The sequence below is a fragment of the Paraburkholderia sp. GAS42 genome, from assembly GCF_050436565.1.
GTDB lineage: Bacteria > Pseudomonadota > Gammaproteobacteria > Burkholderiales > Burkholderiaceae > Paraburkholderia.
In genome coordinates, this window is record NZ_JBNDML010000020.1 from 89092 (window position 1) to 105588 (window position 16497).

The window sequence follows — 16497 nt, forward strand, 5'->3', positions numbered from 1 at the left end:
GGCACGGCACGTGCTCCGCTAACGATAAAGAAAATGGGAAAGGAGCCTTCATGGCGGTGTCGCGACGTGCTGGAAAATTTTTCGCGTGGGTGCTGGCGGTTCTCGCCGCGCTCATCGCAGCGCTTGTCGTTTTCATTCTGACATTCGACTGGAACCGCGCACGTCCGTATATCAGCGACAAGGTCAGCGAGGCTATCGGCCGGCCGTTTGCGATTGAAGGCGATCTGAAGGTCGGCTGGCGTCATCCGGTCGGCGAGACGGGCTGGCGCTCATGGGTGCCCTGGCCGCGCTTTTCGGCGGAGAACATCACGGTCGCCAATCCCGACTGGTCGAAGCAGAAGCACTTTGCCACACTCGATGAAATCGATTTTCAGGTCAAGGTTCTGCCGCTGCTCGCGCACGACATCGTCATTCCCGCGATCAATTTCGTGAACCCTTCCGTCGATCTGGAACGGCTCCTCGACGGTCGCAATAACTGGACGTTCAAGATTGCCTCGTCGTCGAGCCCTTCGGAGTGGAAGCTCGAATTGCACGATATCCAGTTCGCCAGGGGCAATGTCGCGTATTCCGACCAGCAGAAGAAGGCCGACGTGCAGATGGTCATCGATACACTCGGCCAGCCGGTTCCGATCGGCGATGTCATGAAACAGCAGGAAGAGGCGTCGCGAGGTTCGTCGGCGCAGGTGGTCGGCAAAGAGGGTGCGAGCAGGCTGACGCAGCAGGTTGATGCGGCGGCGGCATCGGAGGCGGCGGCTGAGGCGGCTTCGGCGTCGGGCGCTTCCGGGGCCGCGGGGGCTGAGAAGGCGGCATCGGGCACGGCGGTCGTCGCGACCGCCTCGGGCGCGAGCGCGCCGCAAGCCGTGTCGGCGCGCGAGACGGTTCCACCATACGGTATCGGCTGGACGATCAAGGGCACCTATAACGCGACGGCGCTATCGGGTAGCGGCAAGGTCGGCGGCGTGCTTGCCGTGCAGGACACCACCCGGCCGTTCCCCGTGCAGGCCGATGTGAAGGTGGGCGACACGCATATTGCCGTGGTCGGCACGGTGACGGACCCGGTGCATCTGGCCGCGATCGATATGCGGCTGTGGTTGCAGGGCATGAGCGCGGCGCATCTCTATCCGCTGACGGGCGTCACGCTGCCCGACACGCCGCCTTACGCGACCGAAGGGCATCTGACGGGCCAGTTCAAGCCGGACGCCAGCGTCTTCAAGTACGAAAACTTTACAGGTCGGGTAGGGGGAAGCGACCTGAACGGGTCGATGACCTACTACGCACAGAAGCCGCGTCCGCTGTTGCAGGGCGAAATGGTGTCGAACCTGCTGCAATTTTCGGATCTCGCGCCGGTCATCGGCGCCGATTCGAATGCGAGCAAGGCGAAGCGCGGCGCCGCACCGGACCAGCCGTCGGGCAAGGCGCTGCCGGTCGAGGAATTCCGCACCGACCGCTGGAAGGCCATCGACGCCGACGTGACGTTCACCGGCCGTCGCATCATCAAGGACCCGAGCCTGCCGGTCACCGATCTCTATACGCATGTCGTGATGAAGGACGGCGTGCTGGCGCTGGAGCCGCTCAGGTTCGGCGTCGCGGGCGGGTCACTCGATTCGGATATTCATCTCGACGGCAGCGCCACGCCGCTCAAGGCCCGCGTTGGATCGCAGGCGCGTCATCTGCGGCTAAAGCAGCTGTTCCCGACCGTGAAAACGATGCAGAGCGCGCTCGGCGAAATCAACGGCGACGCCGCGCTGTCCGCGACCGGCAATTCGCCCGCGGCGCTGGCTTCGACATCGAATGGCGAAGTGAAGGCATTGATCACCGACGGCACGGTGAGCCGTCTGTACATGGAGGCGGCCGGGTTGAACGTGGCGAATGTCGTCTACGAAAAGCTTTTCGGCAAGCGCGACGTGAAGATCAACTGCGCGGCGGCGGACTTTATCGTGACAAACGGTGTGCTCGATTCGAAGGTGTTCGCGCTCGATACCGACGACGCCGTCGTCAATATGGATGGCCACATCAACCTGGGCGATGAGTCAATGGACCTCAACATCCATCCGCACACGAAAGGCTTCCGCGTGTTTTCGCTGCGCTCGCCGCTGTATGTGAAGGGGACGTTCAAGGATCCGCACGTCGGCGTCAACGCGACGGCGCTCGCCGTGCGCGGCGGCGCGGTGGTAGGCCTTGGATTGCTCAACCCGTTCGCCGCGCTGATTCCGCTGATCGCGCCGAGCAACAACAAACCGCTGCCATGCAACGATCTGCTCGCGCAGATGCGCGCGCGTCCCGATGCGCCGCCCGCCGGCCAGAAGATGACGACGCCGCGCGGCGTCGATGCAGCGGCTTCGGCGGCGAACGGCGCGCGGCTCTCCGTGCCGAGCGCACCGTCGCCGGCATTGGCGCCTGCGACGCGAATGTCGCCAGCCAGCGCGGCGGAATACAAGGGAAGCTGATTCCTGCGATTCCCCGACCTGGTCGCGCGTTGACGCATGCGCCGACACAAAAACGACAGTGGGGCGTTGCCGCCCCACTGTCGTTTTGAAATAACTACCGCAGCAACTTACCGCAGCGAGAATCTGACCGGAAAACTATCGAAGCGAGCGCGGTGCGGCATCGCCGGCCGCGTCCTGTCTGCGCACGCCGCGGCGCGCACCAGCGGCGGCCTTTGCTGCACCGAACTCGGGCAGAATCCGCGCACGCGCGCGGCTTGCGAATACGAGAAAGCCGAAGCCGTTTGCCTCGTACCAGTAGCCGCCGTTCTCGAGTCCATCGAGCGGCTGCTCCAGCGCATTCGCAATCGATTCGATACAGCGCCGACGCAGTTCAGCGACTTCAGGATAAGGAGGATGGGCGCCGCGTACACTGCACAGCAGCACATCGAGCCCCGGGAGGACATGAGCGTAGAGCACGGGTTCGTCTTGCGCACGGGCCCGCGCGATCTTGGTGTCGAGCTGGCCGAACGGTTTGAAATGCCGCAGTACCGCGAGGAACGACTCATCGCCGTCCGCCTTCGCGCGCCTACGCTTTTTCGGGAAGGACATAAAAATTCGCCTGAAAAAGAATTGCAAGAAACACAGCGTCCTCATGCGACCACTCCCGGCTTCGCGCGCCGCACGTCGATCTTTTATAGCATACGGTGATGCCGGATTCACGGTGATTCGACGGTTCGTCCGCATCACTCCACCCGCACGATTCATGCTCTATCTGCTCGCCGCGCGCTTTCGCATCTCCGAACATCTAACACCATAATAGACTCAGCCGCCGCGCTGGTGACTCCGGCACCCATAAAAAAGGCATTTTTATGTGTGCCAGCACATGTGTGCCAGCACATCTTCATACGGCGTACGGCGTTGAAATATCGCGGATTCACGTCGATAATGGCCCGGCCCTTTATCTGCCGGCGGTTTGCCCGCAAAAGCCGGCCGCATTCGAGCCTGTGTCTTTGCGAAGGCCGACCGCTCGATCCAATGTGGGACCTGACGCTTGGGACCTGACGTGGGACCATCGCCGGGATACGACGGCACGTCGTCGCAACTGCAAGGACTGCCGGACCCTCATGAACCTTTATACCAAAGGCCTGTTGCTCATCGCGGTCCCCGGCGCCATCGAACTGGCGCTGCTCGGCGCCGTGTTCAACACGCAGGCACAGACCGCGCAGGCTGCGCAATGGGTCACGGGCAGCGCGCAGATTCTCTATCGCGCCTCGTCCGTCATGGGCCCGTTGTTGAGCGAGGCAGCGCGCGTGCGCACAGCGCTTGTCACGGGCGATGCGTCGTTCGTCGGCGGCAACGAGGTGTGGCCCGATCTCACCGGAAAGCTCGCGCAGCTCGATCAGCTGGTGGCCGATAGTCCGCAGCAACGGCAGCGCGTGCGTGACATGCGTGAAGCCGTCGATGGCTATCACGCTCATGCCGACGCGGTCGCGCAGGCGCTGCGCAACAAACGCGACGTTACCGCGCTTGTCGCCACCGAGCGCGAGGACGTGCCCGCTTCGATCGCCGTGTTCCGCGATCGCCTCGACGCCTTTAATGCAGCGGAATCCGGTCTTGACGCCGCACGTCTTGCGGCGCTCTCGGAGAATCGCCAGCGCCAGCAGTCCACGCTGATCGCGGCGATCGTCGGGTCGATGCTGATCTGGGCAATCACGGCGCTGGTGGTCGCGCGCCACTTTGGACGACGGATCGCCGTTCTGACGGGCAACGCGGAACGGCTCGGCAACGGCCAGCCGCTCGCCGAGCCACTGCCCGGCCGTGACGAAATCGCCGCGCTCGACGCCGTGCTGCACCAGACCGGCGCGCGCCTGCGGCTGGCCGGGCGCGAACACGCGACGCTGAAGGCGAGGCTTCAGGCACGCGCGGCCGAACTGGCGATCGTCAATGAAGAACTGCGGCAAGGCACGCAGGACAACGAGATGTTCATTTACAGCGTGTCGCACGATCTGCGCTCGCCGCTCGTCAACCTGCAGGGTTTTTCGAAGGAGTTGCAGGTTTCCTGGGACGATCTGCGCGCGACCGTCGAGTCAGCGAAACTGCCCGAACACGAACGCCAGCGGCTGGCGGCCGTGCTCGACGGCGACGTGCGCGAGTCGCTGCGGTTCCTGCGCACGGCCGTAACGCGCGCGGCCGCGATCATCGAAGCGCTGCTGTCGATCTCGCGCGCCGGTCGGCGCGAATATCATCCGCAGCGCGTGAGCGTCGGCAGAGCGGTGGCGCGGGTCGTCGACGCGTTGCAGGGCGCCGTGCGTGAGCGCGCCGCGGTGGTGACCATGCGCGAGTTGCCGCCGGCGTGGGGCGATCCGGGCGCGATCGAGCAGATCTTCAGCAACCTGGTCGCGAACGCGCTCAACTATCTGGATCCGGCGCGGCCCGGCCGTATCGAAATCGGCGCGCTCGAGTCCGACGCATCGGACGGGCGCGGCGTGATCCTGCCCCTCGCCAGCAGGACGCGCACCTACTATGTGCGCGACAATGGTCTTGGTATTCCGGCTGCTTACATGCCGAAAGTATTTCGTGCGTTCCAGCGGCTGCATGGCGATATCGCGAAAGGCGAGGGGATTGGTCTCGCGCTCGTGCGGCGGATCGCCGAGCGGCACGGCGGGCGGGTGTGGGTGGAATCGACGGAAGGCGTCGGCTCGACGTTTTTTGTCGCGCTGCCGGAGCAGCCGGCGCGAAACGTATGAAGAAGCGCCGCGCATGAGCATGCGGCGCATCACAGACAGAAGCGGTCACGGAGGCAAACATGTCACACGGGGAATCGGTGGGCATCATCCTGATCGAGGATGACGACGGCCACGCCACCCTCGTCGAGCGCAATCTGCGCCGGGCGGGGCTGACCAACGGCTTTGTGCGCTTTGCCGACGGCCAGGAAGCGCTCGATTTTTTCTTTGGCGAGCCTGCCGGCGATGCGGCTTCGGAACGGCCTTCGCGCGACGATCTCGCGAATTTTGTCGTGCTGCTCGATCTGAAGATGCCGCGTGTCGACGGCTTCGAGGTGCTGCGCCGGCTGAAGGAAGCGCCAGAGACCGCTGCATTGCCCGTTATCGTGCTGACGACCACCGACGATCCGCGCGAAATCGATCGTTGTTATGAACTTGGCTGCAACGTCTACATCACCAAGCCGGTCGAATATGATGCGTTTATCGAGGCCGTGCGGCGCCTCGGGTTTTTCCTGCAGGTCGTGAAGCTACCGCCGGGCCGGCACATTGCGTCGTAACCGGCACCGCAATCAATCGCGCAACCTCGTGCGCAGGTTCGCCAGCAACAGGGCATTCGCATACGAAACGCCACCATGACCGACGACGCATCGCCACATCAACCCGCCTATGTGCTCGTTGTCGACGACGACGAGGGCATTCTGCGCCTCGCGCGGAAGTCGCTCGACCGGGCGGGCTATCGTGTGGCGACGTGCGCGACGGTTGACCGCGCGCGTGAACGCATCGCGCAGGAAGCGCCCGATCTCATCGTGCTCGACTATCAGCTCGACAGCGCGGAAACCGGCCTCGACTTCTTCCGCCGTCTGCGTGCGGAGGGGGTGCGCATTCCGGCCATCCTCGTCACCGGCTTCACCGACGAATCGCGGGTGATCGAAGCGTTGCGCGCGGGCGTGTCGGACGTCGTGCCGAAATCGGGCGATTACCTCGACTATCTGCCGGAAGCGGTGGACCGCGCGCTGTCACAGGTGCGTTTGCAGAAGGCGTCGGCGGAAGCGGTGTTATTGCGCGATCGCGAACAACACTACCGCACGCTCTCCGAAGCGTTGCCGCATCTGGTGCTCACCTGCGACGCGAACGGCGACTGCGATTTCTTTTCGAAGCAGTGGTTCGAGTACACGGGCCTGACCGAAGCCGTTTCGCACGGTCTCGCGTGGCTCGGAGCCGTGCATCCGGACGATCGCGAGGAAATCCGTCAGACATGGCTCAAGGCCGTGCGCAGCGGTGCGACCGACTATCGGCACGAACTGCGCATCCGGCGCCACGACGGCGCGTATCGCTGGTTCGCTGCGCGTATCGTCGCCGTGCAGGATCCGGACGGTAGCGTAAGCAAGTGGTTCGGCAGTTGCACCGATATCCATCCGCAACGCGAAGCGATCGAGGAGCGCGAGCGGCTGCTCGCATCAGAGCAGACCGCCCGTCAGGTCGCCGAAGAAGCGAATCGCGCGAAGGACCGCTTTCTCGCGATGCTGTCGCACGAACTGCGCACGCCGCTCACGCCTGTGCTGGCCGGCGCGCGCGTGCTCGAAATGACGCCGGATCTGCCCGAAAGTGCCCGTGCGGGCGTGCGGATGATCCTGCGCAACGTCGAACTGGAAGCGCGACTGATCGACGATCTGCTTGATCTCACGCGTGTGGCTAATGGCAAGTTGCGGCTGTCGCTGGAAACGGTCGATGTGCACGACGTGATCGACAGCGTGCTCGAACTCTTTCGCAGTGAAATCCAGATCAAGCAGCAGGACGTGCATGTCGATAAGGCGGCGCAGCATCACTACGTGCTTGCTGACCGCGCGCGGCTGCAGCAGATGCTCTGGAACCTGATCCGCAATGCGGCCAAGTTCACGCCCGACGGTGGCCATATCTACGTGCGCACGCGCGATGAACGGATGCAGATCCAGATTTTCATCGAAGACACCGGCATCGGCATCGAGCCCGAGCAGATCGGCAAGCTCTTCAATGCGTTCGAGCAGGGCAGCCAGAACATGACGCGCCAGTTTGGCGGCCTGGGTCTGGGTCTCGCGATCACGAAGGCGCTGACCGATGTGCATGGCGGCACGGTCACGGCAAAGAGCCCTGGCGCGCATTGCGGCGCGACGTTTACGATCACGATGCCGACGGCCGCGAAGCCGGCCGAACCGGTCATGATCGAGGCGCTGGCTGAGCCGCATCCCGAGGGCGGCCTCGCGATCCTGCTGATCGAGGATCACCTGGATACAGCCGAAGTGATGGCGCAGCTGGTTCGCGGCCTGGGTCACGAGGTGACGGTTGTGGGCCGCGTGGCTGACGCACTCGCGGCGACGCAGACAGAAGCGTTCGATCTGGTCGTGAGCGACATTGGCTTGCCGGATGGCACGGGGCTCGATTTCATCATGGCGTTCCGCGAACACTCAGACGTGCCCGCCGTCGCGCTGACAGGTTTCGGCACCGACGACGACGTGCGCCGTTGTCTTGCGGCGGGCTTCACGTCGCATCTGACGAAGCCCGTCAATTTCACGCAGCTCGAGCAGATGATCGAGAACGCAGCGAGTGCGAAGAGGAGCAAGGCCGACAGCGCAGATGATCTCGACCCTGCGTCTGCCTGACTTCCATCGATAAAACAGAAAGGCCTGCGTGACATTCACGCAGGCCTTTCTGCTTCCAGCGACGCTGTGAAAAGCGCAGGGTCAGCGGAAATAATCAGCGCGCCTGGCTCTTCAACGTATCGCGGATTTCGCGCAGCAGAACGACGTCTTCCGGCGTTGCCGGCGGCGGTACATCGACGGCCGGCTTACGGAGATTGTTGATGAACTTCACCATCAGGAAAATGATGAACGCAAGAATGATGAAGTTGATCAACACCGTAATGAACGAGCCGTAGCCAAATACGGCGACACCCGCGGTCTGCAGATCTTTATAGGAATCAGGATTGCCCTTGAACGTGTCGGGTATATGTCCGAGCCGGATAAACATGTTCGAGAAATCGAGGCCGCCGAGAACGACACCGACAACCGGCATGATCAGATCTTTCACGATCGAATTGACGATGGTGGAAAATGCGCCGCCGATAATCACACCGACAGCGAGATCCATCACGTTGCCCTTGATGGCGAATTCCTTGAACTCCTTGATCACGCTCATTGTTGCTTCCTCCCTTGGAATCGAGGCAGATGCCCTCGGTTTTGCGTTTGCGGTCAGCACAATGATAGCCAACGCGAGCGTCAACGGGTAGGGTTTTGCCGGCGATGCCGCTACAAAACCGCGTGTCGACGATGATTCGCGCGGTCAGATGGATGCGTTCGCCTCGCGTTGAATCAATGCGCGTGCGCTGTCGATATGCGCGGTGAAGGCGGCGGGATCGATATTGGTCCCGCACAGCAGCACGCCTACGCGCTTGCCCTGCAACGTGTCGCGCAACGGGCCGAGCAGCGCAGCGGTCGCCGCGGCGCACGCCGGCTCGACGGCGATCTTCAACTGGTTGAACAGCGTGAGCATCGCGATACGCAGTTCATCGTCGGTGACGGTTACGATGCGGTCGATGTGCCGGCGGCACAGCTCGTAGCTGTATTCCTCGGTATACGGCGCCATCAGCGAATCAGCGATGCTGTGCAGGTGATGCAGCCTGACCGTGTGCTTCGCCGCGAAACTCTTGCTCATCGCGTCGGCGCCTTCCGGTTCGACGCCGTACACGTGCACACGCGGATTCGCGAGCCGCAATGCGGTCGATACACCGGCAGCCAGTCCGCCGCCGCCAATCGGCACGATAACGGCATCGAGATCGGGCGTCTGCGTGGCCCATTCATAACCGAGCGTCGATGTGCCCAGCACGGTGCGATAACCGTTAAACGGATGCACGAAGTAGCGGCCTTCCTCAGCTTCGATCCGGCGCACCACTTCGAAGGCTTCGGCGGGGCCGCCCGCCATCACGATCTCCGCGCGGTACTGCTCGCATAACGCGATGCGCGCCGGATTCGCCGAATGAAACAGTACGACCTTCGCGCTGATGCCAAGCCGCATTGCCGCATAGGCGACCGCGACCGCATGATTGCCGCCCGATACGCACGTGACGCCCGCACTGCGCTGCGCGTCGTCGAGTGCGAGCAGATTCGTGAACGCACCGCGCGCCTTGAAGCTCCCGCCCGACTGGAGCAGCTCGAACTTGAAATTGAGCATCGTGCCTTCGAGCGATGGAAAATCCTGCCGCTCGAACACGGGCGTGCGCACGACCCACGGCGTCAGCGCAAAGTGCTGCGCGGCGATGTCGTCGAGCGTCGGAATGGGCTCGCCGTCAATCGTGTGGTCGGTGTGATGCGGGGTGGCGGTGGACATGGCGTTGGCTCTGTGTGATTCGCGGTGACGTGACGGCCCGCGGGTCAATCGCGAAGCTCAGTGCGTATGCGCTTCCACGGACATGCTGTGGATGAACTTGCCCAGAAAACGCTCGCACGCAACCAGCTGATCGAGCGCGACGAATTCATTGGCCTTGTGCGCCTGCAGGATATCGCCGGGACCGCACACGATGCTCGGAATGCCCGCCAGCGAAAAGAGGCCCGCTTCAGTGCCATACGCGACCTTGCGTTTGTCCTGATCGGCCGTCAGCGCACGTACGAGCTGCGTGATCGCGGCCTGCTCGGACGAATCGAGCCCGGGCGCCGCGGCGATCTTCGTGATTTCGATCGCGGCCGATGGATGCTCGCGCAACATTTTCGGCAGCAGCGTTTCGCGTGCGTACTGATCGATACGTGCGAAGATCGGTTCAGGTTCGAGCGTCGGCAGATTGCGGAATTCGAAGTCGAACCTGCATTCCGCCGGCACAGTGTTGATCGCGTTGCCGCCTTCGATCGTGCTGGTCTGCGCGGTGGTGAAGGGCACGTCGTAGAGTTCGTCGAACGGGCCTTCAGCGCGGAACTGGTCGGCCATATCGCGGATATAACAGATGAGGCGCGCGGCGTATTCGATCGCGTTGAGCCCCTTCGGTGTCAGCGACGAATGTGCAGCCTGGCCGCGCACGCGGCACTGATACGCGTTGATGCCCTTGTGCGCGATGATCGGGCGCATGCTGGTCGGCTCGCCGACGATGCAGCCCTCCGGCTTGATGCCGCGCTTCATCAGGTCGGCAATCAGGAGCGGTGCGCCGACGCAGCCCACTTCTTCATCGAACGACAGCGCTAAATGGATCGGCTTCGCGAGCTTCGTGTTCTGCATCTGCGGCAGCAGCGTCAGCGCCGCGCCGATGAAGCCTTTCATGTCGCACGTGCCGCGTCCGTAGAGCTTGTCGCCGCGGATTTCAGGCTTGAACGGATCGCTGTCCCATTGCTGGCCGTCGACAGGCACCACGTCTGTATGACCGGACAGCACGATGCCGCCATTCGTCTCGCCGTCGTGCGCGGGCACCGTCGCGAACAGGTTCGCCCATTTGCCGCTTTCGTCGTGCGTGAGGGTCGCTTCGATACCGTGCGCGCGCAGATCGTCGCGCACCATTTCAATCAGACCCAGGTTGGGATTGCGGCTGACCGTGTCGATCGACACAAGGCGTTTGACCCAGGGAAGCGAAGCAGGCGAGGCGGAAGCGGACGAAGAAGAGGCTGCGGATTGCGCTGTTTCAGCGACATGTGACATGACGGATCTCCAGCATCGTTATCGTTCGATCATACCCAAAAAACATACGCCGAGCCAAAGCCTCAAATAAGAAACGTGTGTTGCAGCGCGCATATGACGCGCCGCAACATGGCGTGTCTAGCGCGCCGCTGCGGCGGTGCCTTTTGTCGGCGCGCCGAGTGCACGCAACGTCTCTTTCACCGTCGAGACGCGTACGGCGAGATCAGGTGTACGTGTCTCGATGCGCAGCTTGTCCTGTCCGGCGAGCTTGATGTGCTTGTGCTTCTGGACCATTTCGATGATCCGCATGGCGTCGATCGGCGGATTCGGGATGAACTGCAGGCCAATCACCGTTTCGCCGGCATCGATCTTCGAAATGCCCAGCGGTTTCGCCGCCAGACGCAGCCGATGCGTTTCCACTAGCGCATGCGCCTGCGGCGGCAACTTGCCGAAGCGATCGATCAGCTCTTCGTGAATGCCGTCGATCGAATCGCTGTGCTCGCAGTTCGCGAGACGCTTGTAGAGCGACAGGCGTTCCTGCACGTCGCCGCAATAATCGGCGGGCAGAATCGCCGGCGCGTGCAGGTTGATTTCGGTGGTCGCGGCGAGCGGCGCGGTGAGATCCGGCTCGCGGCCTTCCTTCAACGCCTTGACCGCATCGTTCAGCATGTCGGTGTAAAGCTGGAACCCGATCTCGTGAATCTCGCCCGACTGTTTATCGCCCAGCACTTCGCCGGTACCACGAATTTCGAGGTCATGCATCGCCAGATAGAAGCCCGCGCCGAGTTCTTCCATCTGCTGGATCGCTTCGAGCCGTCGCTGCGCCTGCTTCGTCAGACCCTGCGGATCGTGCACGAGCAGATACGAATACGCCTGGTGATGCGAGCGCCCGACGCGGCCGCGCAACTGATGCAACTGCGCAAGTCCGAACTTGTCGGAGCGGTGAATCAGGATCGTGTTGGCGCTCGGCACATCGATGCCGGTTTCGATAATCGTCGTACAGAGCAGCACGTTCGCGCGCTGCGCGACGAAGTCACGCATCACGCGCTCGAGTTCGCGCTCGTGCATCTGGCCGTGCGCAACGGCGATACGCGCTTCCGGCACGAGCGCTTCGAGCATCGCGCGACGGTTCTCGATCGTCTCGACTTCGTTGTGCAGGAAGTACACCTGGCCGCCACGCTTGAGTTCGCGCAGCATGGCCTCGCGGATCACGCTGTCTTCCTCGCGGCGCACGAAAGTCTTGATCGCGAGACGCTTCTGCGGCGCGGTCGCGATCACCGAAAAGTCGCGCAGACCTTCGAGCGCCATGCCAAGCGTACGTGGAATCGGCGTCGCGGTGAGCGTCAGCACGTCGACTTCGGCGCGCAGCGCCTTCAGCGCTTCTTTCTGGCGCACGCCAAAACGGTGTTCCTCGTCGATGATCACGAGGCCGAGCCGCTTGAACTGCACATCCGAGGACAGCAGCTTGTGCGTGCCGATGACGATATCGACGGTGCCTTCGTTGATCTGCTGGATCGCCGCGTTGACTTCCTTCGTCGACTTGAAGCGCGACAGTTCCGCGATGCGCACCGGCCAGTCGGAGAAGCGGTCGGTGAACGTCTGCACGTGTTGCTCGGCGAGCAGCGTAGTGGGCGAGAGCAGGGCGACCTGCTTGCCGCCGAGCACCGCGATGAACGCCGCGCGCAACGCGACCTCGGTCTTGCCGAAGCCGACGTCGCCGCACACGAGGCGGTCCATCGGTTTACCGCTCGTCATGTCGCCGATCACGGCGGCGATTGCCGCGGCCTGGTCGGGCGTTTCCTCGAAGCCGAAGCTTTCGGCGAACTTCGTGTAATCGCGCGGATCGAGCGGGAATGCGTGGCCCTGGCGCAGCGCGCGGCGCGCGTACAGATTCAGCAGTTCGGCGGCGGTGTCGCGGATCTGTTGTGCAGCCTTGCGTTTGGCCTTTTCCCACTGGCCGGAGCCGAGCGAATGCAACGGCGCGCTTTCCGGATCGGCGCCGCTGTAGCGCGAGATGACGTGTAGCTGCGCGACCGGTACGTAGAGCTTGCTGTCGCCCTGGTATTCGAGGTGCAGGAACTCGGTGTCGCCTTCGCCGAGATCCATTGTCACGAGGCCCATGTAGCGGCCGATGCCGTGCTGCGAATGCACCACCGGATCGCCGATCTTCAGCTCCGACAGATCGCGCACCATCGAATCGACGTTGCTTGCCTGTTCCTGCCGACGCCGCCCGGCGCGGCGCGCGAGCGGGCCGTACAGTTCCGTTTCGGTGACGACCGCGATGCCTTCGGCGGGAATCGCGAAGCCGCTCGACAGCGGTGACACGCCTAGCGCGAAGCGTGCATCGGTGGTGAGCCAGTCGAAGTAGCTGTCGGTCGACGCGGGCTTCAGATGATTGTCGACGAACAGTTGCATGATCGTCTCGCGCCGGCCCGCCGATTCTGCGGCGAACAGCACGCGATGCGGCGTCGTGTCGAGATACGCACGCAATGCGGCGATCGGATCTTCCGCGTGACGGTCGATGGCGAGGTTCGGCAGCGGCGTCGCCCAGCCGCCGCCCGCGTCGCCCGGCAGCACAAGTCGCGCGAACGGCTTAGCCAGCGTGAAGAAATCCTCGTCGGAGAGAAACAGGCGCTCTGGGTCGAGAATCGGCCGGTCGCGATCGTGCGAGAGGAAGTTGTGACGCTGCTTCGTGTCGTTCGTGAAGCGCCGGATTGCCGCTTCCAGATCGCCGACGAATGCCAGTTGCGCGCGCTCCGGCAAATAGTGGAAGAGCGTGGCTGTATCTTCGAAGAAGAGCGGCAGGTAATACTCGATACCCGCCGACGGCACGCCGTTGCCGATGTCCTTATAGATCGACGCGCGGCTCGGATCGCCTTCGAACACTTCGCGCCAGCGGCTGCGAAACACGGTGCGCGCGGCTTCGTCGAACGGAAATTCGCGGCCCGGCAGCAGGCGTACATCGCGCACCGGATAGAGGCTGCGTTGCGTATCGGGATCGAATGCGCGGATCGAGTCGACCTGATCGTCGAAGAGGTCGATACGGTACGGCAGCGGCGAGCCCATCGGATACAGGTCGATCAGCGAACCGCGCACGCAGTATTCGCCGGGACGCACGACCTGACTCACGTGCTCGTAGCCGGCCAGCGTCAGCTGCGACTTCAGCTTCGCTTCGTCGAGCCGCTCGCCCTGCGTGAACGAGAACGTGTACGCCGCCATGAACGACGCCGGCGGCATCCGGTACAGCGCCGTCGTGGCGGGCACGAGCAGGATGTCGCAACGGCCTTCGCCGAGATCATGCAGCGTGGCGAGCCGCTCGGAGACGAGATCCTGGTGCGGTGAGAACGTGTCGTAAGGCAGCGTTTCCCAGTCGGGCAGCAGGCGCACGCGGGCTTCGGGCGCAAAAAACGCGATTTCCTGCGTCAGACGCTGCGCATCGACTGCGCTCGCGCAGACGACCGCCAGCAGCGGCACCTGTTCGCGGTAGGCGAGGTGGTATCGGGCGATCAGAAGCGCATCGGATGAGCCGTGCGTGCCGTCGAAGGCGAAACGCTGGCCGGCCTTGACCAGCGCGACGGGCGGGGTGGACTGCAATGAAGCGGCGATATCTGGCATAACGAAAAAGGCAGCCCTGGCTCACACGTGAGCGGCAAGTTTACGCGCGTCCCGAGGTGGATGCGAAGGACCTATTATAAAATCCGTCCTTCACTTTGACTTTCCCGGCGTTCGCCCTCGTGACTTCACGTCTTTTTGCCCTGATCCCCTCCGCCGGAACCGGCAGCCGTTCAGGCGCCGCGATGCCCAAGCAGTATCGTACGGTCGCGGGCCGAGACATGCTTTATTACTCGCTGGCCGCGTTCGATGCGTGCAGCGAATTTGCACAGACACTCGTTGTGATCGCCCCCGACGACCAGCATTTCGACGCCCGCCGGTTCGCCGGCCTGCGTTTCGCCGTGCGCCGCACGGGCGGGGCGTCGCGCCAGGCCTCGGTGCTGAACGGCCTGCATGGGCTCGCCGAATTCGGCGCCAGCGACGACGACTGGGTGCTGGTGCACGACGCCGCACGCCCGGGCATCACGTCGGCGCTGATCCGCTCGCTGGTCGCGGCGTTGAAGGACGACCCTGTGGGCGGCATCATGGCGCTCCCCGCCGCCGACACACTCAAGCGCATCACGCCGGACAGCGACAACCGGATTGCCCGCACCGAGGCCCGCGACGGCCTGTGGCAGGCGCAGACGCCGCAGATGTTCCGCGTCGGCATGCTGCGCGAGGCGATTCTGCGCGCCCAGCAGGACGGCCACGATCTCACCGACGAAGCCAGCGCCATCGAGTGGCTCGGCCATGCGCCGCGCCTCGTGCAGGGCAGTCTGCGCAACTTCAAGGTCACGTATCCGGAAGATTTCGATCTCGCGGACGCAATTCTCAGCCGGCCAGCGGCTTCCTGATTCAACAACGGACGACAGGACACCAGTACATATGGATTTCAGGATCGGACAGGGTTATGACGTGCACGCGCTCGTGCCGGGGCGGCCGCTCATCATCGGCGGCGTGACGGTGCCGTACGACCGCGGCCTGCTCGGCCATTCCGACGCCGACGTGCTGTTGCACGCGATCACCGACGCGCTGTTCGGCGCGGCGGCGATGGGGGACATCGGACGTCACTTTCCGGATACGGACGAGCGCTTCAAGGGCGCGAATTCCCGCGTGCTGCTGCGCGAATGCGCGAAGCGGGTGACGGATGCGGGTTTTGTGATCGGCAATGTCGACAGCACCGTGATCGCGCAGGCGCCGAAGCTCGCGCCACATATCGACGCGATGCGCGCGAATATCGCTGAAGATCTGAACCTGCCGCTGGATCGCGTCAACGTGAAGGCGAAGACCAACGAGAAGCTCGGTTATCTGGGGCGAGGCGAGGGGATCGAAGCACAGGCGGCAGTGCTGCTCTCCCGTGCCTGATCGTTCTTCGTAGCGGGCGCGTCGGTCCAGTGGATTTCACGCGTCAGTTCCGACGGTATTAAAAAACGCCACGCGGTTATTACGCGTGGCGTTTTTTTGTGGCGCACCGTCCCGCATTGCGAGAAGGCTGCGCTACCGGCTGCTGTGCTCTCGCGCAGCGCCGGCTGCTTACTTCCCTTCAGCCGAAATCACCAGCGCTGCCGCGTTGATCACCGCGGCAATGCGACCGACGTCGCGTAGCTGCGTGGTGCTCATGCCTTCGGCGACCAGGTTCTCCGCGTGCGATTTCACGCAGAAGTGGCACTTGCCGATGATCGAAGCCGCGAGTGCATACATCTCGAAGCGACGTTTCTCCACGCCACCGTGCGACGCGTACGCGTTCATCCGCAGGCCGGCCGGTTGCGTCTTCAGATCGGCATTGTCGGCCATCTCGAGGTACGGATACCAGACGTTGTTCATGCCCATCAACGCGGCTGCCGTCAGCACGCCGTTCGTTTCTTCCGGCGACAGCGCGCCCGAATCGCGGATCGCATCGACGATCACATGGCTCTTCGCCGCGAACGCCGCCGCCAGCGCGACGCCAACCGCGTCCGTGCCTTCCAGCGACGAGCGGGCAATCGTGCCGTCCAGATTCAGGCGGATATCTTTCGCGTAGTCGGGAACGAGCTCTTTAATCGAAGCAAGGAATTCCATTGATATCTCCTATCAGATTGCCGATAAAAAAGCCCGCCGGCTCTTTCAAGCTTAGCGGGCTTTCCACTGCA

12 protein-coding genes are annotated in these 16497 nt (G+C 63.4%); 6 read left to right on the forward strand and 6 right to left on the reverse strand.

Features of this window, described 5'->3' with window-relative positions; all coding sequences use genetic code 11:
- The first annotated feature begins 50 nt into the window (after nt 1-50).
- The gene (locus tag P3T16_RS26345) at nt 51-2447 is read left to right on the forward strand and encodes an AsmA family protein (RefSeq protein ID WP_429344504.1); all 2397 of its coding nucleotides are present in this window, start codon (nt 51-53) and stop codon (nt 2445-2447) included.
- A 135-nt stretch (nt 2448-2582) separates the two neighbouring features.
- Here the strand turns inward: P3T16_RS26345 and P3T16_RS26350 are convergent, their stop codons facing one another.
- Nucleotides 2583-3080 (reverse strand): hypothetical protein, encoded by a 498-nt coding sequence (locus tag P3T16_RS26350; RefSeq protein WP_429344505.1) that lies wholly within the window; start codon nt 3078-3080, stop codon nt 2583-2585.
- A gap of 470 nt (nt 3081-3550) precedes the next feature.
- Here P3T16_RS26350 and P3T16_RS26355 point away from each other — a divergent pair, with 470 nt between their 5' ends.
- The 3 genes from P3T16_RS26355 to P3T16_RS26365 all read left to right on the forward strand — a co-directional run bounded on the left by P3T16_RS26355 (nt 3551) and on the right by P3T16_RS26365 (nt 7785).
- On the forward strand, nt 3551-5173 hold the full coding sequence (locus P3T16_RS26355; RefSeq protein WP_429344506.1) for a sensor histidine kinase: 1623 nt from the start codon (nt 3551-3553) through the stop codon (nt 5171-5173).
- Between the two features lie 59 nt (nt 5174-5232).
- Nucleotides 5233-5706, forward strand: a complete 474-nt coding sequence (locus P3T16_RS26360; RefSeq protein ID WP_429344507.1) for a response regulator — start codon at nt 5233-5235, stop codon at nt 5704-5706.
- 75 nt (nt 5707-5781) lie between these two features.
- Entirely contained in the window at nt 5782-7785 is a 2004-nt protein-coding gene (locus tag P3T16_RS26365; RefSeq protein ID WP_429344508.1) for a response regulator, read from the forward strand.
- A gap of 94 nt (nt 7786-7879) precedes the next feature.
- Here the strand turns inward: P3T16_RS26365 and mscL are convergent, their stop codons facing one another.
- From mscL to mfd, 4 genes are all read right to left on the reverse strand, one after another.
- Complete coding sequence (mscL, locus tag P3T16_RS26370) at nt 7880-8320, reverse strand: large conductance mechanosensitive channel protein MscL (protein ID WP_429344509.1); 441 nt, start codon at nt 8318-8320, stop codon at nt 7880-7882.
- Between the two features lie 144 nt (nt 8321-8464).
- The gene (locus P3T16_RS26375) at nt 8465-9508 is read right to left on the reverse strand and encodes a threonine/serine dehydratase (RefSeq protein WP_429256422.1); all 1044 of its coding nucleotides are present in this window, start codon (nt 9506-9508) and stop codon (nt 8465-8467) included.
- Between the two features lie 57 nt (nt 9509-9565).
- Nucleotides 9566-10798: an acetylornithine deacetylase gene (gene argE / locus P3T16_RS26380; RefSeq protein WP_429344510.1), complete on the reverse strand. Its 1233-nt coding sequence runs from the start codon at nt 10796-10798 to the stop codon at nt 9566-9568.
- 117 nt (nt 10799-10915) lie between these two features.
- Nucleotides 10916-14392, reverse strand: a complete 3477-nt coding sequence (gene mfd, locus P3T16_RS26385; RefSeq protein WP_429344511.1) for a transcription-repair coupling factor — start codon at nt 14390-14392, stop codon at nt 10916-10918.
- Between the two features lie 119 nt (nt 14393-14511).
- Between mfd and ispD the strand changes: the two genes are divergently transcribed.
- Both ispD and ispF read left to right on the forward strand, forming a co-directional pair.
- On the forward strand, nt 14512-15222 hold the full coding sequence (gene ispD, locus P3T16_RS26390) for a 2-C-methyl-D-erythritol 4-phosphate cytidylyltransferase (protein ID WP_429344512.1): 711 nt from the start codon (nt 14512-14514) through the stop codon (nt 15220-15222).
- Nucleotides 15223-15253: 31 nt separating this feature from the next.
- Nucleotides 15254-15733, forward strand: coding sequence for a 2-C-methyl-D-erythritol 2,4-cyclodiphosphate synthase (gene ispF, locus P3T16_RS26395; RefSeq protein WP_429344513.1), 480 nt, complete (start codon nt 15254-15256; stop codon nt 15731-15733).
- Nucleotides 15734-15901: 168 nt separating this feature from the next.
- On the opposite strand, the gene P3T16_RS26400 is transcribed toward ispF, so the two are convergent.
- On the reverse strand, nt 15902-16426 hold the full coding sequence (locus P3T16_RS26400) for a carboxymuconolactone decarboxylase family protein (protein WP_429344514.1): 525 nt from the start codon (nt 16424-16426) through the stop codon (nt 15902-15904).
- Nucleotides 16427-16497 lie beyond the last annotated feature (71 nt).

Coding starts and splice junctions, on each gene's coding strand:
- P3T16_RS26355 (WP_429344506.1), top strand. CDS start 3,551: ATGAACCTTTATACCAAAGGCCTGTTGCTCATCGCGGTCCCCGGCGCC.
- ispF (WP_429344513.1), top strand. CDS start 15,254: ATGGATTTCAGGATCGGACAGGGTTATGACGTGCACGCGCTCGTGCCG.
- P3T16_RS26350 (WP_429344505.1), bottom strand. CDS start 3,080: ATGAGGACGCTGTGTTTCTTGCAATTCTTTTTCAGGCGAATTTTTATG.
- P3T16_RS26375 (WP_429256422.1), bottom strand. CDS start 9,508: ATGTCCACCGCCACCCCGCATCACACCGACCACACGATTGACGGCGAG.
- P3T16_RS26400 (WP_429344514.1), bottom strand. CDS start 16,426: ATGGAATTCCTTGCTTCGATTAAAGAGCTCGTTCCCGACTACGCGAAA.
- mfd (WP_429344511.1), bottom strand. CDS start 14,392: ATGCCAGATATCGCCGCTTCATTGCAGTCCACCCCGCCCGTCGCGCTG.
- P3T16_RS26360 (WP_429344507.1), top strand. CDS start 5,233: ATGTCACACGGGGAATCGGTGGGCATCATCCTGATCGAGGATGACGAC.
- P3T16_RS26345 (WP_429344504.1), top strand. CDS start 51: ATGGCGGTGTCGCGACGTGCTGGAAAATTTTTCGCGTGGGTGCTGGCG.
- P3T16_RS26365 (WP_429344508.1), top strand. CDS start 5,782: ATGACCGACGACGCATCGCCACATCAACCCGCCTATGTGCTCGTTGTC.
- argE (WP_429344510.1), bottom strand. CDS start 10,798: ATGTCACATGTCGCTGAAACAGCGCAATCCGCAGCCTCTTCTTCGTCC.
- mscL (WP_429344509.1), bottom strand. CDS start 8,320: ATGAGCGTGATCAAGGAGTTCAAGGAATTCGCCATCAAGGGCAACGTG.